At 60.2% G+C, this 24,114-nt stretch carries 15 protein-coding genes and 1 riboswitch; of the genes, 7 read left to right on the forward strand and 8 right to left on the reverse strand.

Translation table 11 applies throughout. From position 1 onward, the window contains the following. Positions 1 to 455 precede the first annotated feature (455 nt). Entirely contained in the window at positions 456 to 6,848 is a 6,393-nt protein-coding gene (locus IM739_RS14050) for a hypothetical protein (RefSeq protein ID WP_237368333.1), read from the forward strand. Positions 6,849 to 6,945: 97 nt separating this feature from the next. Here the strand turns inward: IM739_RS14050 and IM739_RS14055 are convergent, their stop codons facing one another. From IM739_RS14055 to IM739_RS14075, 5 genes are all read right to left on the reverse strand, one after another. Then, positions 6,946 to 7,572, reverse strand: a complete 627-nt coding sequence (locus IM739_RS14055; RefSeq protein WP_237368334.1) for an ABC-type transport auxiliary lipoprotein family protein — start codon at positions 7,570 to 7,572, stop codon at positions 6,946 to 6,948. Positions 7,573 to 7,601: 29 nt separating this feature from the next. Then, on the reverse strand, positions 7,602 to 8,975 hold the full coding sequence (locus tag IM739_RS14060) for an MlaD family protein (RefSeq protein ID WP_237368335.1): 1,374 nt from the start codon (positions 8,973 to 8,975) through the stop codon (positions 7,602 to 7,604). A 7-nt stretch (positions 8,976 to 8,982) separates the two neighbouring features. Further along, positions 8,983 to 9,801 carry an ABC transporter ATP-binding protein gene (locus IM739_RS14065; RefSeq protein WP_237368336.1) on the reverse strand — a complete coding sequence of 273 codons (819 nt, stop codon included), beginning with the start codon at positions 9,799 to 9,801 and terminating at the stop codon, positions 8,983 to 8,985. An 8-nt stretch (positions 9,802 to 9,809) separates the two neighbouring features. After that, positions 9,810 to 10,961, reverse strand: a complete 1,152-nt coding sequence (locus IM739_RS14070; protein ID WP_237368337.1) for an ABC transporter permease — start codon at positions 10,959 to 10,961, stop codon at positions 9,810 to 9,812. Positions 10,962 to 11,139: 178 nt separating this feature from the next. Further along, entirely contained in the window at positions 11,140 to 11,994 is an 855-nt protein-coding gene (locus IM739_RS14075; protein WP_237368338.1) for a UDP-2,3-diacylglucosamine diphosphatase, read from the reverse strand. A gap of 157 nt (positions 11,995 to 12,151) precedes the next feature. On the opposite strand from IM739_RS14075, the gene IM739_RS14080 reads away from it, so the two are divergent. From IM739_RS14080 to IM739_RS14095, 4 genes are all read left to right on the forward strand, one after another. After that, positions 12,152 to 14,464, forward strand: a complete 2,313-nt coding sequence (locus tag IM739_RS14080) for an NADP-dependent malic enzyme (RefSeq protein WP_237368339.1) — start codon at positions 12,152 to 12,154, stop codon at positions 14,462 to 14,464. A gap of 129 nt (positions 14,465 to 14,593) precedes the next feature. After that, complete coding sequence (locus IM739_RS24065) at positions 14,594 to 15,352, forward strand: helix-turn-helix transcriptional regulator (protein ID WP_272911316.1); 759 nt, start codon at positions 14,594 to 14,596, stop codon at positions 15,350 to 15,352. Positions 15,353 to 15,469: 117 nt separating this feature from the next. Continuing rightward, positions 15,470 to 16,111 (forward strand): acyl-homoserine-lactone synthase, encoded by a 642-nt coding sequence (locus tag IM739_RS14090; protein ID WP_237368340.1) that lies wholly within the window; start codon positions 15,470 to 15,472, stop codon positions 16,109 to 16,111. 150 nt (positions 16,112 to 16,261) lie between these two features. Further along, positions 16,262 to 17,347: a DUF2865 domain-containing protein gene (locus IM739_RS14095; protein ID WP_237368341.1), complete on the forward strand. Its 1,086-nt coding sequence runs from the start codon at positions 16,262 to 16,264 to the stop codon at positions 17,345 to 17,347. On the opposite strand, the gene bluB is transcribed toward IM739_RS14095, so the two are convergent. The 3 genes from bluB to IM739_RS14110 all read right to left on the reverse strand — a co-directional run bounded on the left by bluB (position 17,304) and on the right by IM739_RS14110 (position 20,881). Further along, entirely contained in the window at positions 17,304 to 18,053 is a 750-nt protein-coding gene (gene bluB / locus IM739_RS14100; protein WP_237368342.1) for a 5,6-dimethylbenzimidazole synthase, read from the reverse strand. The two genes, IM739_RS14095 and bluB, sit on opposite strands and share 44 nt — an antisense overlap. A gap of 43 nt (positions 18,054 to 18,096) precedes the next feature. Then, positions 18,097 to 18,288, reverse strand: a riboswitch (cobalamin riboswitch). A 41-nt stretch (positions 18,289 to 18,329) separates the two neighbouring features. Next, the gene (locus IM739_RS14105) at positions 18,330 to 19,163 is read right to left on the reverse strand and encodes a TolB family protein (RefSeq protein ID WP_237368343.1); all 834 of its coding nucleotides are present in this window, start codon (positions 19,161 to 19,163) and stop codon (positions 18,330 to 18,332) included. Positions 19,164 to 19,201: 38 nt separating this feature from the next. Next, entirely contained in the window at positions 19,202 to 20,881 is a 1,680-nt protein-coding gene (locus IM739_RS14110; RefSeq protein WP_237368344.1) for an NAD+ synthase, read from the reverse strand. A 160-nt stretch (positions 20,882 to 21,041) separates the two neighbouring features. Between IM739_RS14110 and IM739_RS14115 the strand changes: the two genes are divergently transcribed. Then, positions 21,042 to 23,009 (forward strand): LTA synthase family protein, encoded by a 1,968-nt coding sequence (locus tag IM739_RS14115; protein WP_442981045.1) that lies wholly within the window; start codon positions 21,042 to 21,044, stop codon positions 23,007 to 23,009. Between the two features lie 204 nt (positions 23,010 to 23,213). Beyond that, positions 23,214 to 24,098, forward strand: a complete 885-nt coding sequence (locus IM739_RS14120) for a hypothetical protein (RefSeq protein ID WP_237368346.1) — start codon at positions 23,214 to 23,216, stop codon at positions 24,096 to 24,098. Positions 24,099 to 24,114: the final 16 nt, after the last annotated feature.

The following is a 24,114-nucleotide window of genomic DNA, read 5'->3' on the forward strand; positions in this document are numbered from 1 at the left end:
TGTTATTTGTGAGCTGCAGTCTCTCCGGCGCCGATGGCAATTGCGTTAAAATGGGACTCATTGCCCCGGAAAACTTCGCACTATGGTTAACGCCCGTTAAACCCTGACGGACATTGGCTTTTCACGCCCTTCACTGGTTTAAATACTGTTAACAACCGAAAACCCCGTTAACCGCCGTCCGGGCCATTAATTGTATCGGAAGCCCGAATGTGTCACTACGATACGGTTGAATGGGCTAAAGGCGGAAATCTTTGCCCCAATGTCGGATAGTGCTAAAACACAACGCGAATGTCAGGATGACAGGCTGCTCCGACGATGAAATCCCAAGGGATTTTCGGCTGGCGTGGCGGCAGGCGAGGATCCTAAAGTAAGGCAGTCTGACCAGGACTCGAATGCAGGCGGCGCAGAGCCCTTGGATCGAACTGCCGAGAGTAGCGGTAACGAGGCGTAACCCTATGGCGAACAAGAAGTCCGACTCCATTGATGAGAGCGCCTTTCAAGCTCTCGAGGCGGCCCTGAGCATTGATTTCGACAATGAGGCGCCGGCGACCAAACCCGTCCGACCGGCGGCACGCGCATCGGAGAGCCCCGTGTCTGAACCCGTTCAAAATCCTGCACCGGCTAAGAAGTCTCAGGAACGCCGTACCGTCCGGTCAAGCGAGCTGGCCCCGGAGCCGGCTCCCAAAGCTCCGACCTTCGCGCCGGCCAACGATACATCGCGCCGCACGCCGGCTGCCATCTTGAAGTCGCTTGACGGCGCGTCCCTGCCGACAGCACTTCGCAACGCCACGATCATTTCAGCGCTTTGGGTGCTGGGGGCGATCGGATTGACGCAACTGCTCTACGGCGGCCAGATGTGGCAGGCACCTTCCGTTGCCGATATCGTCGCAATGCCGGGTGTCGTTGCAATCTTCGTCGGCACCCTTGTGCCGATCATGCTGTTTTTCGCCTTCTCCATCATGATGGCCCGCGCTCATGACCTGCGCAATGCGGCACGGTCCATGGCTGAAGTGGCCTTGCGGCTTTCCGAGCCGGAAACCATTGCGTCCGAACGCATCATGACGGTCGGCCAGGCCGTGCGCCGTGAAGTTTCGGCCATGAACGAGGGCATCGAACGCACGATCGCCCGTGCGACCGAGCTTGAAACGCTGGTGCATTCGGAAGTGACCGCGCTTGAACGCAGCTACACTGACAACGAACTGCGCGTGCGCGGTCTTGTGCATGAACTCGGCGCCGAGCGCGATGCCATCGTTAACCACGCCGAGCGTATCCGCTCGTCGATCATCGGCGCGCATGACCAGTTGAAGGAAGAGCTGTCGCTCGCGACGGAGGAAATCTCCGTGCGCCTGCAGACATCGGGCGAAGCCTTCGCCTCGATGATCGACACTCGCGCAGCGACGCTGACCGAAAAGTCGGATGCCGCAGTGACTGCACTCGGCTCGCTTCTGACGCACAAGACCGAGAACATGGTCCAGACGCTGGCCGCGTCCGGAATCTCTCTGGCTTCGGAATTCGATTCGCAGCTTGCTAACCTGTCTTCCACGCTCAGCGAGCGCGGCAAGGAATTGCTGGGCCAGTTCGAGACCCGCGCATCAACGCTCGACGCCAATACCGAAAAGCTGAACGCCGCATTGAACGAGCGTGCCCGCCAGCTCAACGAAACTCTGGTCGAGCGCACCCGCGACATTGCCGATGCACTGAAAAGCGGAGAACGCACCATCACGTCCTCGCTGGACGACGTTCTCGCCAAGCTCAACGGCTCGCTTGACGAGCGCGGCCAGTCCTTCCGACAGAGCATGAAGTCGGCGGCCGACGACGCAATTGTCGATCTGGACCTGCGTTCCGGGCTGTTCGAAGATCGTTTCCAGACGACCATCGGCCAGATCAACACCACCTTCGACACGCGCGTCGCCGAATTCTCCAGCGCTTTCGACCAGCGTGCGGGCACGTTGGACAACAAACTGATGGAAAGCCTGGCGCGGATCAACGAGACCGTGACAGGTGGCACGGACTCGATCGACGGCATCCTCACATCGAGCATCGACCGTCTCGGTTCCACTCTGGCAGATCAGTCGTTTGCCTTTGCTGCCACCCTGGGAACCGGCCAGGAAATGATCGACAGCGCCCTTGCCGATCGCGCTCAGGAAATCGCCGATGCCATGTCCGCCAAGGCTGCAGCACTGACCGCGAGCCTGGAGAACGCCCAGAAGCGCATCGACCAGGTTATGGAAGAGCGCGGCGGTGCGCTGTATACGGCCCTTGCCGACAATCAGACACGTTTTGACGAGACCCTGACCTCGCGCTCCGAACTGATCGTCAACGCGCTCAACAGCAATCAGGACCGTTTTGCCGACACGCTGGACAGCAAGAGCCGCGAGATTGCCCACACGCTTGAAACGCAAAGCCGCAATATCGTCGAGAGCGTCGAGGCAGCAAGCCGCGACATCGCCGATACGCTGGGCACCAAGAGCCTCGAACTCGACATCGCCCTCAGCACAGGCAGTCAGCACCTCGCCGAGACGCTGGAAATCAAGGGTCGCGACATCGCTGAGACCTTGGGTTCGCAAAGCCTGAACATCGTTCAGTCCATCGACGCGGCCAGCCGCGAGATTGCCGATACCCTGGGCACCAAAAGCCTCGAGCTCGACATCGCCCTCAGCACCCGCAGCCAGGATATCGCCGAAACGCTGTCCACCGGTCAGCGCAATCTGGAAGAAGCCCTGTCGCAGCGCGCAATCAATATCGTCGATACGGTCGCCGATGCCGATCGCCGCATCGATGCTGCATTCGCCGAAAAGGCAGACGCGATCCGCAGCGCCTATGGTGAAAACCAGGAGAAACTTGATCTTTCCCTGGCTGGTCACACGGCCTATCTCGCCTCGACGCTCGAAGACGCGACCGGCACTCTTGAGCGAACACTCGGCCAGAATTCCGGCCGTATCGTCGAAGCCCTGTCGGACGGACAGCGTCGCCTGGACGAGGCGCTTTCCGAGCGCACCTCGGGCATCATCAACACCGTCGCAGACGCCGATCGCCGCATCGATGCAGCATTCGCCGAAAAGGCGGAAGCGATCCGCAGCGCCTATGGTGAAAACCATGAAAAGCTCGATCTTTCCCTGGCCGGCCACACCGCCTATCTCGCCTCGACGCTGGAAGATGCAAACGGCACGCTGGAGCGGACGCTGAGCCAGAATTCGGGCCGCATTGTCGAGGCACTGTCTGACGGACAACGACGCCTCGAAGATACCCTGACCGAACGCGCCTCGGGCATCATCGATGCCGTGGCCGACGCCGATCGACGCATCGATGCCGCGTTTGCCGAAAAGGCGGAATCGGTTCGCAGCGCCTATGGTGAAAGCCAGCAACGCCTCGATCTTTCGCTCGCCGGCCACACAGCCTACCTCGCGTCGGCACTGGAAGATGCGGGTGGAGAGCTGGACCGGACGCTTGGACGCCATTCCAGCTACATCACCGAGGCGCTTTCGAGCGGCATTACCGATATCGACGGCAAGCTTGCCGGCACCAGCGAGCATCTGCGCAATACGCTGGAAGGTGCAAACAGCGAACTGTCCCAGACACTCGGCTTCAACACCAACCGCATCGCAGATACGATCGCATCGGGTGTCACCCAGATCGATACCCGGCTCGTCGACACCCACGAACGCATTCGTTCGACGCTCGATGACCGCACCAATGCAATCTCGACAACGCTGCGTGAAGCCCAGGGCGATCTGGAAAACAGCCTGGTCGAACACTCGACCTCGCTCGGCGCATCGCTGGCCGCATCGGCCGGCATGCTCGAAATGAGCCTGGAGGATCACGAAGGCACATTGCGTCGCGCTATCGACGACAGCAGCAAGGCGCTCGATGAGCGCCTGCGCGGGACCGCAGGCTCGCTGACCTCGCAGATCCGCGATGCCGCCGGTGATATCACCCGCTCCGCCCAGGAATTCTCAGGCGTGGTGGAGCAATCGGTCAGCGGCATGACCTCGCGCCTCGACGAAACCAGCAACCGGATCGAATTGAGCCTTGGTACCCTGGAAGACCGCCTCCGCAACGGCTTGGACGGCGTCGACGCCCGCGTCAACGATGCCGGCGAGAAATTTGCAGCCCGCCTCGATGAAAAGGTGACCGCGATCGAGCGCGTTGGCAGCGAAGCGAGCAGCCGCGTCGCCCAGATCCTCGACGACGGCACAGCCAAGGTCGCCGAAACCTTCGAAGGCCGCACGGCCCAGATCGACGAACGACTGTCGACCATGGACCGCGCGCTGAATATCGGCCTTGAAAATGTCAACCGTACCATTGAAGGCAAGGCCGCCGGTCTCGCAGCGGCGCTGCGTGGCGCCGTTGCCGATGCCGCCCGCGATCTCGACACCGAAGCACAGCGCTCGGTAGACCGTCTGACAGCCTCCAGCACCCAGTTTGCCGAACAGATCGGCGAGCGCAGTGCCGAATTGAGCCGTACGGTCGAGGAACAGTCGCAGGATCTCACCCGGCGCATTGAAGACACGCAGAGCCGTCTTGCGGGCCAGGCAGCAGCCGTTGCCCAGACCTTCTCCCAGGCTGGCGATGCGATCAGCAACAAGGTCTCGCAGGCAAGCGATGCCATCACCAGCAAGGTATCTCAGGCAGAAGCGCTGGTCAGCGCGCAGGTCGCCAACCTGTCGGGCACGCTGGCGGATGTGGGATCGACCCTGGAAGGCCGCACCGCCGCCATCCGCGAAGCGATTGCCGGCAACACGCAAGAACTCGCCGTAACCATGGATGCGGTCGAAAAGGCGCTCGAAGCACGGGGCAACACCATTCGTTCCGTCCTCGACGACCGGACCCGCGAACTGAACTCGATGCTGTCGAGCCGCTCGGCAGAACTGTCGCGTCTGATCGACGAAAAGGCCGGTCCGATGATCGCGACCTACGCCCAGACCGGGCGCACCGCAGCCGAACAGATCACTGCCGCTGCAGAACAGAGCGCCGAACGCCTGCGCAGTGAAAATGCCGCGATCCTTGGTGCGATCACCGAACGCGCCGACCGCGCCGCCGCGACCCTCGGCGCTGCGGAAAACTCGATAGTCTCGAGTGCCTCGCAACTCATCGAGCGTCTCGGCGAAAGCAATTCCGGTATTTCTGCCATCGTCGAACAGGCGGTTCAGAGCATCGGCTCGTTGGATAGCCGCCTTGGCGCAACAGCTGCGCGCTTCAACGACACAGCCGGCAAGGCGACCGACATCCTTTCGACGTCGAACCGTCTTCTGGACGGCCAGTTGGAGCGCCTGACAGTCGTGTCGACCGAAACACTTGGCCAGGTCTCGTCGATCGTTGGCCGTTTCGGCGAACACACCAAGGTGCTTGGCAAGGCATCCGAACTTCTCTCGGCCGCCCAGTCCAATCTGGTTGGAACGCTGGAAGAACGTCAGCAGGCCCTGCGCGAGCTCTCGATCGGTCTGGTCAAGCGCTCAGAAGAAATTGAGAATACCATGCAGAGCCTCGGCAAGATGGTCGAAACCGCCTTCGACCGCGCCGAACAACGTTCGGGCCAGATGGCGGGCAACCTGCGCCAGAGTGTCCAGGCGTCCTTCACCGACATCGGCCAGATCCTTGGTGAGACGGAAAAGCGCGCCCAGTCGACGGCAGCCAACATGCGAGAGAGCGTTCAGGCCTCCTTTGCCGACATCGGACAGGTGCTTGGGGAAACGGAAAAGAAGGCACAGGTCACCGCAACCAACATGCGTAATGCCCTGCTCTCCGCCGAACAGGAGGCACAGGTCTCCATCGACAAGACGCTGACCGAAGCCGAGAAGCGTTCGGGCGAGCTTGCGAACCGTCTGCGCGGCGGCCTCGCTGTATCCCTCAATGACATTGACCACCTGCTCGGCGAAGCCGGCCGTAAGTCGGAAGGTGCCGCCGTCGCCCTTCGCGAAGCCATGCAGCAGGCAGTGACCGAGGCCGTCGCCCGCTTTGCCGGCGCCACGGATGAAATCCGTCGCTCGGCCACCGACATCCGCAAGGAGTTGGATCTGACCCGCAACGAATTGAAGCGCGGCGCGTTCGATCTGCCGGAAGAGGCCAAGGAAAGTGCCGCCGCGATGCGCCGCGCCGTGGCCGAACAGATCAAGGCCCTGCAGGACATTTCACAGCTTGTTGGCCGCACCAGCCAGACGCTGGAAATCTCTGAACCGGTCGCCCGCCGATTGGCTGAAGCCCAGCCGGAGCCGGTCCGTCGCGCCCCGGCCGCAGCACCGATCCCTGCGCCACAAGCCCAGCCGGTTGCCCGCCCCGCCGAAAATCTCGGCCTGCGCGGCAGCCTGGAGCTTGGCGAAAGCTACGGCCAGCCGGCACAGCCGGCGAGCCGTGTCGAAGGCGGCGGCTGGATCAGTGACCTTTTGCGCGGCGCCTCGCGCGACGAGACTGCAGCTGCTGCGCCCACGCCGGCTCGTGCCGCCCCTGCCCGTCCGGCACCGGAAGCTCCGGCCGCTCAACGGCAGGCCGACAGCCGCAATCCGCGTCACATGGTCGAATCGCTGAATTCGCTTTCGGTCGATATCGCCCGGGCCATCGATCATGATGCATCGGTCGAACTCTGGCGCCGCTACCAGCGCGGAGAACGCGATGTGTTCACCCGTCGCCTGTATACGCTGAAAGGCCAGCAGACCTTTGACGAGATCAAGCGGAAATATGACCGGGAACCGGAATTCCGCGTCGCCGTCGATCGCTACATCGCTGATTTCGAAAAGCTGCTGGCCGATGTTGCCCGCACGGATCGCGACAAGAGCGTGACCCAGTCCTACCTCACCTCCGACACCGGCAAGGTTTATACCATGCTCGCGCACGCCGCCGGCCGCTTCAGCTAAGCAGCCTGAAAGGCGGCGGGTATCGCGCCAGACTGAAAACAAAAAAGCCCCGGATCTGAATAGGATCCGGGGCTTTTCTGACTCAAACCATAAAAAGTCAGATGGCGATCAGCGCCCAGTTGACGATCTCTGCCGTGACCGAGCCGAACGCCTTGTCCATTGCCGTGACATAGGCCTCGTTGCTCGTGCCAGCCGCGCGCGCTTCCGCCCGGAATACCTTCTGGGCAACAACCGTTCCGTTGCGATCATTGAGCAGCTTGGCCGAAATCTCTACGACACCGTGGTCACCGCCGACGGTTGCCACTTCAAACGCACGGACATCGGTGATCAGCTGATAGTCGATGGCAAGGCCCTGCCCCGGCTTCCCGACACCACCCAGACGTCCGGAGTCCTCGAACGCCTCCACCAGCTTCGACTGGACCATGCGTGTGAGTTTGTCGCTCCATTGCGACTTGGACAGATAGCGGATCTCGGAGTTTGAAACGCGCACCAGGATCTGCTCGCTGTCGACCGCCCTGAGCGCCGTCGGATCAGCGATGAGTAGCTGCCTGTTCTTGGCGGAAGCATTCGTCGAGACGACACCACTTGCGGACAGATCAAACGTATCATTCGGCGCCTTGGAAGCGCAGCCTGACAGGCCGGCAAGCAACATCGGCATGACCACGGCGCCGAGCACCCGCGCACGCCCGCGACGCACCTCTTCTCCCAAGCCGGACATAGTCATGCTGTCATTTCCCTTCCGGTTCTGGTCCTTCATCGGCGTGTTCGCCCGTCAAATTGCTTGACCGTGTCGCCGCCGAAGATCAACCGCTGCGGGTCGTTGTCGAAATTGGTAATCGCATCGTTCAGGCCACGCACGGTCTGGCGCGTGTCGTTGACCAAGGTCTGGATGTCACGCAAGCCGGTGCTGGAGAAGCGTTGCAGGTTCTCGGCAATCGGCCCGATCCGGGCATTGAGGTTCTCGGCCGTCAGCCGGATCTGTTCCAGCGTCTTGCGCGCCTCGGCGCTGAGCGAATTGGTATCGTCCGACCCAAGGAAGCTGTCGACCTTCTTCAGGATTCCATCCACCTGCTGCGACGCATTGTTCAGACGATTGGCGAGTTGGGTAAAGTCGTCGATCGCCTTGTTGATGTCGTCCTTGCGACCGGTAATGCTGACGGAAAGGTCCTTGAACCCGGCAATTGCGGCGCGCGCATCGGCAGATGCCACAGAGACATCATCCACGACCTTGCCGACCTTCTGGCTGTCGACAGCGTCGACCAGCTTGGACACCTTCTGCAAGGTCAGGTCCGCATTGCTGCCGAAACGCTGAAAGGTTTCTGCTGTCTGCTTGAAGCTGTCGATGGCCGGACCGACCCGATCAGATGCGGCGGCGATACTTGCCGTCGCCCGCTCGGTATTGGTCAGGATCTTGTCGATTTTTTCCGAATTGAGCGCCTTGAACAGGTCTTCGGCGGCAGCGAGGGTCGAATCCAGTCGACCCGACAGGCCGGATACGGATTCGGACAACGCGCTCACGCTTTTCAGGAACTGATCGATGCCCTTGGCATTGTCGGCCAGCGATTTGGAAAATACTTCGGCATTTTTCACCGTATTGGTCAAAGGCGTGCGCGCATCGCTGATGAAGCCCTGCAATTCGCCAATGGCATCATTGGCCCGCTGCAGGATCTTGTCGGCGGTGGAAAGCAGGTTTGTCACGCTCGACTGATCAGCCATCAGCACCGCCGGCTCTCCCGTCGCCATCGCCTTGGCAAGGATATTTTCCTTGTCGTCGGCGGTGCCGCCGGAAAGCTCGATATAGGCGGCCCCGGTCAAGCCCTGGATTTCCAGAACCGCCTTCGTGGAGGAGGTCACCGGCGCATCGGCGCGAACTTCCGTAAACGCTACCGAAAACTGCGGGTCATCATTGTCGATGTAGAGGTTGCGGACCGATCCGACGGCGATGCCGTTGAAGCGAACCGGCGAACCGATGCTCAGGCCGTTGGCAGAGCCCGGAATGCGAATGGCGAGCGGCGCCACCGGCCCGCCACGGCCATATTCCGCCATCCAGTAGACGAAGCCGAAGGCGGCTCCGATGACCATCAGGGTGAAAAAGCCGACGAGGGCATAGTTGGCTTTGGTTTCCATGTATCAGTCACTCTACCGGATGCACGCCGGACGATTCCGGCCGAGGAATGGAGCGGGCCCGCTTGCCCTTGAAATAGGATTTCACCCACGGATCGTCATAGGCGAGCATGTCGTCTAGCGTGCCCTCGACCAGTACCTTCTTCTGTCCCAGCACCGCGATACGGTCGCAGACCGAGAACAGGCTGTCGAGATCGTGAGTGACCATGTAGACCGTCAATCCAAGCGTATCGCGCAACCGGGCGATCAGATCGTCGAATTCGGCAGCGCCAATCGGGTCGAGACCGGACGTCGGCTCGTCGAGAAACACGAGATCAGGATCAAGGGCGAGAGCCCGTGCAAGTGCGGCGCGCTTGATCATGCCGCCCGACAGTTCCGAGGGATATTTGTCTGCCGCATCCGGATGCAGACCGACAAGTTCGATCTTCAGATAGGCAAGCTCGTCCATCAGCCACTGAGGCAGATCAAGGTACTCACGCATTGGCAACTGGATATTCTCCTTGACGGTCAAGGCAGAAAATAGGGCGCCATGCTGAAAAAGCACGCCCAGTCGCGTATCGAGCATTGTCCGCTCACGCTCGTCGACCTCGTCGTAATCGGCGCCAAGGATCTCGATCTTGCCCGAGCGGCGCGGCAGCAGTCTGAGGACTGTCCGCATCAGAACGGACTTGCCGGCACCCGACGCCCCGACGAACCCCAGGATCTCGCCCCGGTAGATATCGAGATCGAGCTTGTCGAGCACGACATTGTCGCCGAAGGCGACGGTCAGTCCCTTGACGGAAAGGATCGTTTCCCGGTCTTTCATCGTCGCGTTTTTCTTCCCTTCCATCCGCGCCCTCAAAAATCGATGGCCGCGTAGAAGATGGCGAACAGCCCGTCTACGAGAATGACGACAAAGATGGATTTGACCACGGCAGCCGTCACGTGGCGACCGAGCGATTCCGCACTACCGCCGACCTTCATGCCTTCGACCGCGGCGACGATGCCGATGATCAGCGCCATGAACGGCGCCTTGATCATGCCGGACGCAAGCGTGGAGTAGTCTACCGCGTCATGCAGGCGCGTGATGAAAACATCGAATGTGATACCGGAATAGGCCCAGGCGACGACGGCTGCACCATAAAGTGCTGAGAAATTCGCAACGATCGTCAGAAGCGGCAGCGCGATTGTCAGCGCGACAAGCCGCGGGAAGACCAGGACACCGATCGGATTGAGACCGATGACCTTTAACGCATCGATCTCCTCGCGCATCTTCATCGAGCCGATTTCGGCTGTGATGGCGCTGCCGGAACGGCCGGCGATCATGATGGCAGTCAACAGAACGCCGATTTCACGCAGTTGCAAGATCCCGACAAGGTCGACGACAAACACTTCCGCGCCGAAGTAGCGAAGCTGGAAGGCCCCCTGTTGCGCGATGATGGCACCAATCAGGAAGGACATCAGCATAATGATCGGCACGGCGCGTACGCCCATGTGGTCGAGCTGGTTGACAACAGATGCCGGCGATACGCCACTACCGCGTCCGAATTTCGTCTGCGCCCCCCGCACGGCGGAGCCGAGCACGAACATCATCGCGACGAGGTCGTCCCACAGGCTGATCGTGAGTTTGCCGACCGGCGCGAAGATGATTTCAAACAGGCTGCTGTGACTACGCGTCTTGTCGGGCGGCTGCACGCGTTCCGGCAGCGCATTGATCAGCTCGCGCATTTCCGGCGTACCGCCCTTGATTGAAATGCTCCGGCCATCCGCCTGTCGCTGCGCGACGAAACGCCGGACAAGCCATGCGCCGGCCGTGTCCATGCTGGCAACGCCATCAAGGTCGATTGTCTCGGCAATCCCGGACGTGTCGTCCACAAGGCTGCCGGCACTCTTGACCATGGCGCTCAGGCTGGTGTTCTTCCAATTGCCCGTCAGACGAATGAGCCGCCCGCGGCCCTCCGCCAGGTCGTCGATCGTGATACGAGCAATTTCAGGCTGGACCGACTTCAAGGGGGCGACTACTTCCACACTTGCGGGGTCGAAGCGAATCCCGCCCACGCAAATCACACGAACTGACGTGTACTATAACGATCGTGGTAGACGATGTAATCCTTAACCGGGAATTAATCGCAACTTCATCAATGGAATCTGGAGTGCTGTCGCCTTCCGGCACCGTCGCCGGCAAGTATCAGGCTGCGCGCACGCCCTCGCCTTCAGCCATGTCGGCCAGCACCGGCAACGAAACCGGGACCATCGGCGAGGCGATCCGCTTGATAGCAGCGGCTTCACCGATCTTGTGCGCCCAGGATATCAGCTCGAATCGACCGTCATGGTGCTCGACGATTGCCGTACAGCTTTCCACCCAGTCACCGGTGTTGACATAGTGGATGCCGTCGATGTCTTCCATGACCGCGTGATGGATATGACCGCAGATCACGCCGTCGACCTCGTTGCGGCGCGCCTCTTCGGCAACGATTTTCTGGAATTCGCCGATGAAATTAACGGCGTGCTTGACCTGCAGCTTTGCCCAGGCGGAAAATGACCAGTAAGGCATGCCCAAACGACGGCGCACGGCCGCCAGAAACACGTTGATCGCGATCGCCGTGTCATAAGCCCAGTCACCGAGATAGGCGAGCAGCCGGGCATTGCGGACAACAACGTCAAATTCGTCGCCATGCAGGACGAGATATTTTTTGCCATCGGCCGTCTCGTGGATCATCCGTTCCGCGACCTCGATGCCGCCGAAATGAGTTCCCGGAAATCCGCGCAGGAATTCGTCGTGATTGCCTGGAATGTAGACGATCCGGGTCCCCTTGCGCGCCTTGCGCAGCAACTTCTGCACGACGTCATTGCATTCCTGGGGCCAGTACCAGCTGCGTTTCAATCGCCAGCCATCGACGATGTCGCCGACCAGAATGATCGTCTCCGCCTCGTGCAGGCGCAGAAAGTCGAGGAGGAAATCGGTCTTGGCCGCTTTCGAGCCAAGATGAACATCCGAAATGAAAAGTGTCCTGAATTGCCGGGTTTCGCTGGCTTCGTCCACGTCACAGTCCTCTTGCACTCTTTGTCAAGCGCTTAATCAGACTCGTGTTTCAGGAAGATGACACCGTACAGATCGGCGCACTTAGCGACTACCACTCGCGGGCAATTCGTGTATTGAGGAACCCACACGTCCCCTTCAAGAAACTGCCGGTGAGCCGATGAATTCCCAGGACAAGAACAAGCCGCAAGCCTCCAACACCTCCGCGGACCTCGATGAACAGGCGCTTTTCTATCATCGCTATCCGCGACCGGGGAAACTGGAAATCCAGGCGACCAAGCCGCTCGGCAACCAGCGTGACCTGGCCCTGGCCTATTCCCCCGGCGTCGCCGCGCCCTGTCTCGCCATCAAGGAAGATCCAGCCGCCGCGGACGACTATACCGCGCGCTCTAACCTCGTGGCGGTAATCTCGAACGGAACGGCTGTTCTCGGCCTCGGCAATATCGGCCCGCTCGCCTCCAAGCCCGTCATGGAAGGCAAGGCGGTCCTGTTCAAGAAATTCGCCGGCATCGATGTCTTCGACATCGAGATCGAGGCGCCGACCGTCGGCGAGATGGTCTCGACGATCTCCGCGCTTGAACCGACCTTCGGCGGCATCAACCTGGAAGACATCAAGGCACCGGAATGCTTCGAGGTCGAGGACCAGTTGCGCGCCAAGATGAACATCCCGGTCTTCCATGACGATCAGCACGGCACAGCGATCATCGTCGCGGCCGCGATCCTGAACGGCCTGGAACTTGCCGGCAAGATGATCGAAGACGTCAAGATCGTCGCGTCGGGCGCCGGTGCTGCCGCGCTTGCCTGTCTCAACCTGCTCGTCATCCTCGGCGCCAAGCGCGAGAACATCTGGGTGCACGACATTGAGGGCCTTGTCTACAAGGGCCGCAACGAGCTCATGGACCCCTGGAAGGAAGTCTACGCCCAGGACAGCGACAATCGCGTCCTCGCCGACAGCATTCATGGCGCTGACGTCTTCCTCGGTCTATCGGCCGCTGGCGTCCTGAAGCCGGAACTGCTGGTCCAAATGGCAGCCAATCCGCTGATCATGGCACTTGCCAACCCCAAACCAGAAATCATGCCGGAAGAGGCGCGCACGGCTCGCCCCGATGCGATGATCTGCACCGGCCGCTCGGACTTTCCGAATCAGGTCAACAACGTACTCTGCTTCCCGTACATCTTCAGGGGCGCACTGGACTGCGGCGCGACCACGATCAACGAAGAGATGAAGATGGCCGCCGTGCGCGCCATTGCAGCCCTCGCCCGCGAAGAAGTCTCGGAAGTTGCCGCGAAAGCCTATACGGGCGAGACGCCGACATTCGGTTCCGACTACCTGATCCCCTCGCCGTTCGATCCGCGCCTGATCCTGCGTATCGCGCCGGCTGTCGCCCGTGCTGCAGCGGAAAGCGGTGTCGCCCGCCGTCCGATCACCGACTACGACACCTATCTCGACCAGTTGAACCGTTTCGTCTTCCGCTCCGGCTTCGTCATGAAGCCGATCTTTGCAGCCGCCAAGACCGCAACCAAGAAGCGCGTGATCTTTGCAGAAGGTGAAGACGAGCGCGTCCTGCGCGCCGCCCAGGTCCTGCTCGAAGATGGGATCGGTGAACCGATCCTGATCGGTCGCCCGCAAATCATCGAAACCCGCTTGAAGCGCTACGGCCTGCGCATCCGTCCAGGCGTGGATTTCCAGCTCGTCAATCCGGAAGATGATCCGCGCTACCGCGACTATGTCGATGACTACTTCGCCATCGTCGGGCGCGCCGGCATCAATCCGGAAGCTGCCCGCACCATCGTTCGCACCAATACCACCGTCATTGGCGCGCTTGCCGTCAAGCGCGGCGACGCCGATGCACTGATCTGCGGTGTTGAAGGCCGGTTCGATCGCCATGTCCGCGACGTCCGCCAGATCATCGGCAAACGACAGGGCGTTCGCGACTTCTCCGGCCTCAGCCTGCTTATTTCCCAGCGCGGCGCAATATTCTTCACCGACACGTTCGTCACCGACGACCCGTCGGCAGAGGAAATCGCCGAAATGACGATGCTGGCCGCCGAGGAAATCCGGCGCTTCGGCATTGCCCCGAAAGCAGCCCTTCTGTCGCATTCCAATTTCGGATCACGCCCGTCGGCGAGTGCCACGAAGATGCGCAGCGCCCTCCAAATTCTGCGGCAGGAAGCGTCGGAACTTGAGGTTGATGGCGAAATGCAGGGCGGATCGGCCTTGTCCGAGGCTTTGCGCAAACGCGCCATGCCGAACAGCACCTTGACGGGTGAAGCCAATCTCCTTGTCTTCCCGAACCTTGATGCGGCCAACATCTCGCTTGGTATCATGCGCACCATGATGGACGCGCTGCATGTAGGCCCGATCCTGCTTGGTGCGGCGATGCCGGCCCATGTTCTATCGACATCGGTTACCTCGCGTGGCGTCGTCAACATGGCCGCTCTTGCCGTCGTGGAGGCTTCCCAGCCCGCCTGACACCCGCCAGACCACAGGACGCAACGCACCGAAATCTCCTTGTTCGGAGCCAGCGGCAAAGCAGATTGCCGCTGGACAATTCCAAGTATGAGAAACCATCTTAAAGCCCTTGGATTCTAGGGTTTCTACATGGTGTCTTCGGAGGCCTATTTCGAACTGACAGACTGGCTCGAGCAAGCCGAACGTCTCGAGCCGCAGCAATTTTTCGATCGCATGCGGCATGCTTACAACCTGAGCCATCTGCTGTATTTCGATGGAACCCTTTACGGCGATCGCCTTGCAGCTCGCAGCCTGCATCACACGATATTGCCGCGATTGTCCCGGTTGACCCGAAAGCTCCAGTGGGAGCTTCTACCTGCCCTGTTCACCCGCGTAACAATTGCGATAGAGCCATTCGACTGGCGGGACGTCGGTCCTCTAACGAGAGCTGGCCAGAACCTTTCGAAACTCGCCAACCTGCTCGAACTCGCTCCCGTCGGTGCATTTTATCCTTTGCTGTCGCGAGGAGGCCGAACGGCCTTCCTCCTCGTCCAGTCCGACATGACGATTGAGGATTGGCGAAACCTGCGCCGCGCGCATGACCGCGACATTGCGGCGCTTGCCGTCAGATTTCATGCACGAAACCTGGCGAGCACATCAGCCGAAACGCGCATTCGGCATGAAAAAGACCGGCTCACGCGGCGAGAAATCGAGACATTATCCTGGGTTGCGGCCGGAAAGAGTTATTGGGAAATCGCCGTCATCCTGGGTATCACGGAACGCACAGTGCGGTTTTTCATGTCCAATGCGCGACGGAAACTCAATGTCGTGACTAACCCGCAAGCAGTCGCGGAAGCGCTCTGGCGCAAACTCATCGCGAACCCGCACAATGCACCTGAGCCCACCTAGGCGTCCGCCGCAATGCCATCATCTTTGATTGCATGATGAAAGCTGTCGCTACCGACAGTTTTATCGATCCGCCGCAAACGACATCTTTGCCACTCGTTCAAACTGAAGGAGTGCCGAATGATCCGGATCATCAATGGCGTTAATCGCAACCGCCATCCACATGAAATCGACGCCATGCATCGGTTGCGCAAAAATGTCTTCCACGATCTTCTGGGCTGGGATGTCGCCCTGCACGGTGACTGGGAAATTGATCACTATGATCAGTCCAATCCGCTCTATATCCTGTCCTACAACGACAGTGGACGCCTGCGCGGCGCGCTGCGCCTGCTGCCGACACTGGGACCGAACATGCTCGCGGACACGTTTCCGATACTGCTCGGGGATCAGAGCGAAATTCGCAGTGCGGCCATCTGGGAATCGAGCCGCTTTTGTATCGATCCGCAAATCTCGCAGGATCGTGCCGGCAACCAGGTCACAATTGCCGCGGCTGAACTGATGTGCGGCGTCGGCGAACTCGGACTTGCTTCCGGCCTGAGCCAGATCGTCACCGTTACGGATGTCTTCCTGGAACGCATGTTCAAGCGCATGGGTTGCCCCGGTATGCGCATCTCCGATCCGCAGCGGATTGGTTCCGTTCACGCCGTTGCCATCGCTTGGGACGTGACGGAGGGTCTGCTCGAACGGATGAAACATGTGGCCGCGATCTCGGGCAATGTCCTCGAACACCCGATGACACTAACAACGGCACGCGCCGCTTAAACCGGATGGACCGCCATCGTTTGAGATCCGATGGCGGTCTATGACGGCACCGTCATTTTACTTTAGCGTTAACTGGCGTATTCTCGGTCGGGTAGTATAGGAGCGGGAGCCAACAACCGGCATCCATGAGAACTCACCGGGAAAGTGAATTTGCAGACCAGAATACTAGGACTTCTCGCTGCAGCGCTGTGCTTTGCCTGGATTGTACCGAATGCAGCCTCCGCTTCGGTTGTCTGCGAACGCTTGCGTGATCGGCTTGCCGAGGTGTCGGCATTCGTCGGTGAAAACCCCGAAATCAAAAGTTATGCCAGCGCGATTGCCCAGCAGAATCTGGAGCTGCGAAAGGCAAGGCAAGACCAGAAACGCCTGCGCTGCCTGACCTCTTCAGTGGTCGTCGTGCGACCGGACGGCGGTAACGATTGCGGCGACCTTTCCGCGGCGCTCGACCGAATGGAGGCGAACAAGGACATTCTGGTGGCCAAGCTGGAGGAAATCAGATCCGGTGGGGCTGAGAGCAGAGACGCTCGCGCCCGGCTGACCTCCGCTCTCGAGGCAAACGGCTGCAATGCGCAGACTGATGATACCTTTGGCGGCAATATCGAGGAAGCCGAGCGCGTCCCTTATCTCGATACGCTGGCGGAGCCCTATCAAGTCAGCCGCAATTCGCTGGAGGCCCTCCCCGGCCAGCCACCCGCACTGCCGACCGGCAATATCCGGACACTATGCGTCCGCACCTGTGACGGAGGCTTCTTTCCGATTTCCTCCAGCACATCCGCGATGAATTTCGGACATGACGCCGGCCTGTGTCAGCAGATGTGCCCAAACACCGAGACGGAACTGTATTTCCACGCACCCGCGGTCAGCGAAACATCCGAGATGATTTCGGCGGTCAGCGGGCGACCCTACCGCGACCTGCCCAACGCCTTCGCCTATCGCAACCGCACGGCCGGTGACAATCCGCAATGTGGATGCGATCTGGCCCGCTATCACGAACAGGCGAAAAGGCGATCGACACCGCCCACGCCCGTTCCAGACTACCAGTCGTCGATCGTCACCATCGCGCCGAAGACGCCTGCAGTAGCCGCAGCGGTACCAGCGGCACAGCCTGTCGAGCGCGACTACGATGGCAGTGCGGCCAATATACGCAAAGTGGGTCCACAATTCCTGCCGCCGGTGACGGGCACCATCAATCTCAGAAATCCTGCCTCTCCAGGTCCGCAGCCTCTGCAGGAGTAGCACCGTCAACGGCGAAGGTTCCGGACCGAAGTCCCCAGCTCTCCTCAAACACCAACTCGTCAAGCGGCAACCGTGATCGCCAGCCTTTCACCTCGAGTTCCGGTGTCGCGTAAAGCGTATCTACATAGCCGAGGCACAGATACCCGACGACCTCGATGTCGTCAGGAATATCCAGAATCCCCTTCAGCTCACTTTCCTGAAAGATACTCACCCATCCGAGCCCGACACCTTCGGCGCGCGCAGCAAGCCACAAATTCTGGATGGCACAGACGGTGGAATAGCTGTCCATGCGTGAATTATGGGTGCGCCCCAGAACGACGGGACCGGCCCGGTCGCGGTCGCATGTCACGCAAACGCCGAGCGGCGCCTTGCGGATACCCTCAAGCTTCAAGGACCGATAAGCGGCCTGCCTATCCTCATCGAACATAGCCGCCGCTTCGCGATTTGCCCGGTCAAAAGCCTCCCATATGAGCTGCCGACGCACGGCGTCGCGCACCAGCAGGAAATTCCAGGGCTGCATGAAACCGACTGAAGGTGCGGCATGCGCGGCACTGAGCAGACGCCTGACAAGGTCATTCGGCAAGGGGTCGGGAAGGAACTGGTCGCGCACGTCACGGCGCGTGTGGATGGCCCGGTAGACGGCCTGCTTTTCCTCGACGGAAAAGGAACCGGCCCGGACAAGAAAATCGTTCGATTCGTCGTGCATCGTCAAATCCCCAACAATGCGCAACCGCCCGCCGTCCGCGCGGGCAAGTCTATCGCATCAGGCCGGTCTTCTGACTTGGCATCCGCTGCACACGCCGCCTTCCCGGTCTTGTCCACCAGTGGCCGGGTCTCCCCTTGCGTGTGCATCCGCCTCACAGCGTTGGGCACGTGCCGGATTTGCACCGGCTTCCCGATTCTCCCGCATCGCTGCGGGCACCTGACAGGATTTGTTTTAGTCCGATCGCCGAAGGACGCAAGCGCCAGCCTGCGACGACGTTCAGTCGTTGACGGGGAAATAGCGGACGAAGGCGAATTCCGCGCCGTCCGGCGACCAGTTCGGCACGTTGATCGTACCCTGCCCACCAAAGAGTTCGAACAGCGTTTCCTGGGTACCACCGTCCATGTCCATCAGCCTAAGGCTGACCTCGCGGTCACGCGGATGATCAAAGACGTCGGGCGCATAGGAGAGGTAGAGAACCTTGCCGTCTTTCGGTGACGGATGCGGGAACCAGTCTCCCGTATCGCTGTAGGTGATGCGTTCGACATCGCTGCCATCCGGATGCATGCGCCAGATCTGCATCAGGCCGCTTCGGCTGGAGTTGAAATAGATCCAGTTGCCATCGGCCGACCAGTCCGGGCCGTCGTTTCGACCCTCGCCTTCAGTCAGTCGGCGCTCCTCGCCGCCATCGACGGAAATCGAATAGATGTCGAAGACATCGTCGCGAATACCGCAATAGGCAAGCTGACGACCATCGGGCGACCAGCCATGCCAGTAGGAAGGCAGGCGCGACGTAACCTGGCGCGGAACACCGCCTTCGGCAGGCAATACGTAGATGCAGGACTTTCCGTGCTCCGTCTTGTCCGAGATGACCACCAGCGAGCCGTCAGGCGAGATGCCGTGATCGTTGTTGCATTCAATGGCAAATCCTGTGTCGAGGAGGGACGGCGCCTGGCCGCCCTCGGGCGAAAGCCGATACAACAGACCATTGCCGTTGATCAGCAGATACGAACCGTCAGGCGACCAGTTTGGCGCCTCGACCAGTTCACTCGTCTGCCAGACAACACGTGTCTGTCGCGTGCGGATATTGTAGATCTCGACGGAACTGCGCAAAGGCTCTCCTCCCTTGGTCCAAGCCATCAGAGACGGGCTCAGCGATCGCGGAAACGGTTGGTGATCGGATAGCGACGGTCGCGGCCAAAGTTCTTCTGGGTGATCTTGACGCCCGGCGCCGATTGCCGCCGCTTGTACTCCGCAAGGTAAAGCAGGTGCTCGATGCGGTGGACCGTGGCAATGTCATGCCCCCGCGCCACGATATCGTCGACGGCCATTTCCTTTTCAACCAGGCACTCCAGGATGTCATCCAGCATCGGATACGGCGGTAGCGAATCCTGATCGGTCTGGTTTGGCCGAAGCTCGGCCGAAGGCGCCTTGGACAGGATATTGGCCGGGATCACCTGGCCGGAAGGCCCAAGTGCACCCGGCGGCACATGAGCATTGCGCCAGGCGGAAAGCGCGTAAACCTGCATCTTGTACAGATCCTTGATCGGATTGAAGCCGCCATTCATGTCGCCATAGAGCGTCGCATAGCCGACCGACATTTCCGACTTGTTGCCCGTGGTGACGACCATCGAGCCGAACTTGTTGGAGATCGCCATGAGGATCGTACCGCGCGCGCGGCTCTGCAGGTTCTCTTCGGTGATCCCGCTCTCCGTCCCCTCGAACATTTCCGACAGGCTGGACAGGAAGCCCTCAACCGGATCTGCGATCGGGACGATATCGTAATGGCAGCCCAGAGCCTGTGCGCAGGCCTCGGCATCAGCAAACGACTCCTTCGACGTGTAGCGATACGGCAGCATGACCGCGCGCACCCGTTCCTCGCCCAGCGCATCGACGGCGATCGCCGCACAGATGGCGGAATCGATCCCGCCCGAAAGGCCGAGCACGACGCTCTTGAAACCGTTCTTGTTCACATAGTCGCGGAAGCCGAGAACGCAGGCCCGGTAGTCGGCCTCTTCCTTCTCAGGAATGCGCGACATCGGTCCTTGCTCGCAGCACCAGCCGGCCTCTGTCCGCTTCCAGGTCGTGACAGAGAGCGTCTCCTCGAACTGGCTCATCTGAAACGCGAGCGACCGGTCGCCGTTGAAGGCAAAGCTCGCACCGTCAAATACAAGCTCATCCTGGCCGCCGATCTGGTTTGCGAAGATCAGCGGCAGGCCGGTCTCGATCACCTGGCGCAGTACCACCTGATGGCGCACATCCACCTTGTTGCGATAGAACGGCGAGCCATTCGGCACCAGCAGGATCTCGGCCCCGGTCTCTGCCAGCGTCTCGCAGACGCCGGCATCGTTCCAGATCTCTTCGCAGATTGGCACGCCGATGCGCACGCCGCGAAAATTCACCGGCCCCGGCATCTCGCCTTCGACAAAAACCCGCTTTTCGTCGAATTCGCCGTAATTCGGCAAATCGATCTTGTCGCGGAAGGCGAGGATCTTGCCGCCATCGAGGATGGCAACGGAATTGTGCCGGCCCTTCTCGCTTTGCCGCGGGAAGCCGACAATCACGCCGGGGCCGCCGTCGGCGGTATCCGCTGCCAACTGCTCGACCGCCGACAGGCAGGCCCTGAGAAAGGCGGGTTTCAAAACCAGATCTTCCGGTGGATAGCCGGAGATGAACAACTCGGTCAAAAGCAACAGGTCGGCACCCTGTGCCGCCGCTTCCGACCGTGCCGCACGTGCCTTTGCCAGGTTGCCGACCACGTCGCCAACCGTTGGATTGAGTTGCGCAATGGCGATGCGCAGGACATCTGTTTTTTTCAATGTTTCGCTCATGGTCAACGGTTTAAACGCTCGGTCGGCGGATCGCAACGGCATGGGCAGACGAAGCCCTGCGCGGGCGCCGAAATATCAATCAAAATCGGGGAACAATCAGGCCTCAGCCATAGTTCATGTAGCGTTCATGACGGATATGTGACAGCTATGCGCACATTTGATGAAAATCGCATTTCTCTCGGAGAATTCTGTGGCTGACACTCTTCCAAAATCGGTAAATTCAAGCCTTTTGGCAGCCGTCGGCACAACTCCCTCCAGAGGTGAAGCACGTCCAGCCGGACGCATCGCACGCATCGTCTTCCCGCTGATCAACACGGCTTTGCTGGCAATCATCACGATCATCGCCAGCGAATGGCTCGCGCGCGGCAATCTCAACGATGTCGCCGACTACATGCTGTCACCCGCCCGCCCGGGCATGGTCGCAGCTGGCATGCTCTTTCTCCTGATGCTTTTCGCAGACGCCATTGTCGGACGTGCGTACCAGTCAGCGCTGCTCATCGTCCCGCTGTCGCTCCTGCCAGCCTTCTTTTCCGGCCAAAAGCAATTGTTTTTGTCTGACCCGCTGTTTCCGAGCGACCTGCTTTTCGGTCGCCAGATCATGGAACTTCTGCCGGTGATGGTTGCCGCCCGCCCCTTGGCTGCCGCCGGCATGGCGCTGGCATCGGTGGCGATCATCGGAGCGCTCGTCTATCTGATCGTCATCAGCCGCCGCCACTTTCCCCGGATCCTGCCTGTCGTTCGCATTGGCCGCACGCTGGTGGCAGCCCCCGTCCTCGCCGGCTTCATCACCCTGATGGATCCGATGGCGTTTTCCTATGTCCGCGACCGACTGAATATCGTGCCGATGATGTGGGACCAGAAGGAGAACTACCGTCACAACGGCTTCCTGCTTGCCTTCGCCTTCAACATTCCCATGGCCAATGTCGGCGCACCGGCCGGTTACGACAATCTCGCCATCTCCGACATCCCGACGGACCGCTTGCCCGCGACCTTCTTCTCGGGTCGCCAGGCCGACGTGATCATGATCATGAGTGAATCGCTCTGGGATCCGACGCGCATGTCGAGCGTGCGCTACTCCAGCGATCCGATGCCGACGATCCATGCGGCCCAGTCCGGCAACGTCTTCTCGCCGGAATTCGGCGGCATGACCGCCAATGTCGAGTTCGAGGCCTTGACCGGCTTCAGCAACGCGTTCCTGCCTTATGGCAGCATTCCCTATCAGCAGTATATCCGTCGCCCGCTGCCCTCGCTCGCCACATTCTTTGAATCGAAGGGCTACGTGACAAAGGCCTTCCATCCGTTCCAGAGCTGGTTCTGGAACCGTCAGAACGTCTATCAGGCGCTCGGCTTCCAGAATTTCCAGTCCGAGGAAAACATGCCGGCGATGGAAAAACGCGGCATCTTTGCCTCTGACGACGCCTTGACGCGCCATATCATCAGCCAGGCCGACAATACTGCAAAGCCGTTCTTCTTCTTCGCCGTTACACTGCAGGGCCACGGTCCGTATGAAGAAAACCGCTACAAGAAGAACTCGATCGAAGTCGACGGACCGACGCTTTCCGATGCCAGCGCCAGCGCCCTTGCGACTTATACTCAAGGCGTCAAGGAGGCCGACCAGAGCCTGAAGATGCTGATGGACTGGGCGAAGAAGCGCCGGCGCGAAACCATCATTGTGCTCTTTGGCGACCACCTGCCGCCGCTCGGAATGGTCTACCCGGAGAGCGGCTACATGGCGGACCAGGTCGCCACCCGCAAAGCTTCCGTTGCGACAATGAAGCGCGAACACGAAACACCACTGGTTGTGTGGTCGTCCAAGCGCGGCGTTCAGAAGAACCTGGGTTCGGTCAGCCCTTCGCAACTGCCGCATTTCATTGTCCGCATGAGCGGCTACCGGCATCCGTTCTACACGGGCATGCTGGGCCGCGTTCAGGAACGATATACTGTCATCGATCGTCACCAACTGATCGAGCGCAACAATCGTGCCCAGCCTGATTGGTCCGTGTCCGGTCGGATTGATCCGATGATCCGCGACTATCGACTACTTCAACACGACATGATGTTTGGCGAAGGCTTTGGAACAGAACGTTTCTTCCCCGAGCAGGCTGAACGACTGCAGCCGGTGACTTGATCAGGCGAACGGGCATTCTCTACATTTGCCCAGCTTGACAAGTTCTGCTCAGTTGCACTATTGCGGGAAAGTCAATTTAACTTCACTGACTTTTTTTGTTCAAAACTGCAGCGCGCTTGATCTTATCGTCGTCCGCTCGTCTTGATCGGATTGTGCCGCGCCCGGCAAGCCTTGAACACAAGCATGTTCAACAGAGCACAAGCCATGCCGCAACTTACGCGTGCCTCCATAGCAGCCCATGCCTTGTTTCCCGCCATTGAGAAACAGATCGCCCGGCATCTGATTGCCATTCACAATGAAACCCCAAGGCTGTCGCGCCTTAAGGCATCGCACCGCAAATGGCTGATGACCCATGCGATGTTCGCACTATCGTTGAGCCGCCGTGACGATGACCCCATGTCCGGACTGACGGCGACACGTTTCATTGAAATCGTGATGCGGCTTGGAGCCGCCAGCCGCAATACTGCGACCGCCTATCTCGCGGAACTTTTGGCGTACAAATTCCTGCGCGAGGTGCCGGATATCCCTGACAAGCGCGTGAAGGTGTTCGAAATTACCGACATCGCCAATGGGGCGATGATGCGCTGGTTCATCGGGCACATGGCCTGCCTTGACCGTCTCGACGGCGGCAATCGCGAGACGACGACGATCGCAGATCCGCGTATCTTCAAGCTCGGCCAACCGATCGCTGCGGAAATCCTTGTCGAAGATCCGCTTTGGCGCGATCCGCCGGATACAATCGGTCATTTCCTGTGGTCCGACCTCGGCGGCATGGTCCTGCACGACCTGATCGCGCGATTGAGTGATTTTGACCGGGCAGCACCGCGCACTCAAGCCGGCCCGGTTACCCTGGGCGCCCTTAGCGAGACCTATTTGATCTCCGCCACAAATCTCAAGCGCATGTTCAAGAAGGCCGAAAGCGACGATCTGCTCGGCTGGGAGCTGCCCCGAAGGCGCGGCAATCTTTGGCTAAGCCAGCGTTTCATCGAGGACTACTTCACTTGGCAGTCCGCCAAGTTCGCAGCGCTTGATGTTGCTTATCACCAGAGCATTAGACAGTTGACCGTCGAACGGAATGCAGCCGCCTGATGCGGGTAGTACAATC

Source organism: Rhizobium sp. SL42, from assembly GCF_021729845.1.
GTDB lineage: Bacteria > Pseudomonadota > Alphaproteobacteria > Rhizobiales > Rhizobiaceae > Allorhizobium.

Coding starts and splice junctions, on each gene's coding strand:
- IM739_RS14055 (WP_237368334.1), bottom strand. CDS start 7,572: ATGACTATGTCCGGCTTGGGAGAAGAGGTGCGTCGCGGGCGTGCGCGG.
- IM739_RS14110 (WP_237368344.1), bottom strand. CDS start 20,881: ATGAGCGAAACATTGAAAAAAACAGATGTCCTGCGCATCGCCATTGCG.
- IM739_RS24065 (WP_272911316.1), top strand. CDS start 14,594: ATGGTGTCTTCGGAGGCCTATTTCGAACTGACAGACTGGCTCGAGCAA.
- IM739_RS14090 (WP_237368340.1), top strand. CDS start 15,470: ATGATCCGGATCATCAATGGCGTTAATCGCAACCGCCATCCACATGAA.
- IM739_RS14115 (WP_442981045.1), top strand. CDS start 21,042: ATGAAAATCGCATTTCTCTCGGAGAATTCTGTGGCTGACACTCTTCCA.
- IM739_RS14120 (WP_237368346.1), top strand. CDS start 23,214: ATGCCGCAACTTACGCGTGCCTCCATAGCAGCCCATGCCTTGTTTCCC.
- IM739_RS14080 (WP_237368339.1), top strand. CDS start 12,152: ATGAATTCCCAGGACAAGAACAAGCCGCAAGCCTCCAACACCTCCGCG.
- bluB (WP_237368342.1), bottom strand. CDS start 18,053: ATGCACGACGAATCGAACGATTTTCTTGTCCGGGCCGGTTCCTTTTCC.
- IM739_RS14060 (WP_237368335.1), bottom strand. CDS start 8,975: ATGGAAACCAAAGCCAACTATGCCCTCGTCGGCTTTTTCACCCTGATG.
- IM739_RS14065 (WP_237368336.1), bottom strand. CDS start 9,801: ATGGAAGGGAAGAAAAACGCGACGATGAAAGACCGGGAAACGATCCTT.
- IM739_RS14050 (WP_237368333.1), top strand. CDS start 456: ATGGCGAACAAGAAGTCCGACTCCATTGATGAGAGCGCCTTTCAAGCT.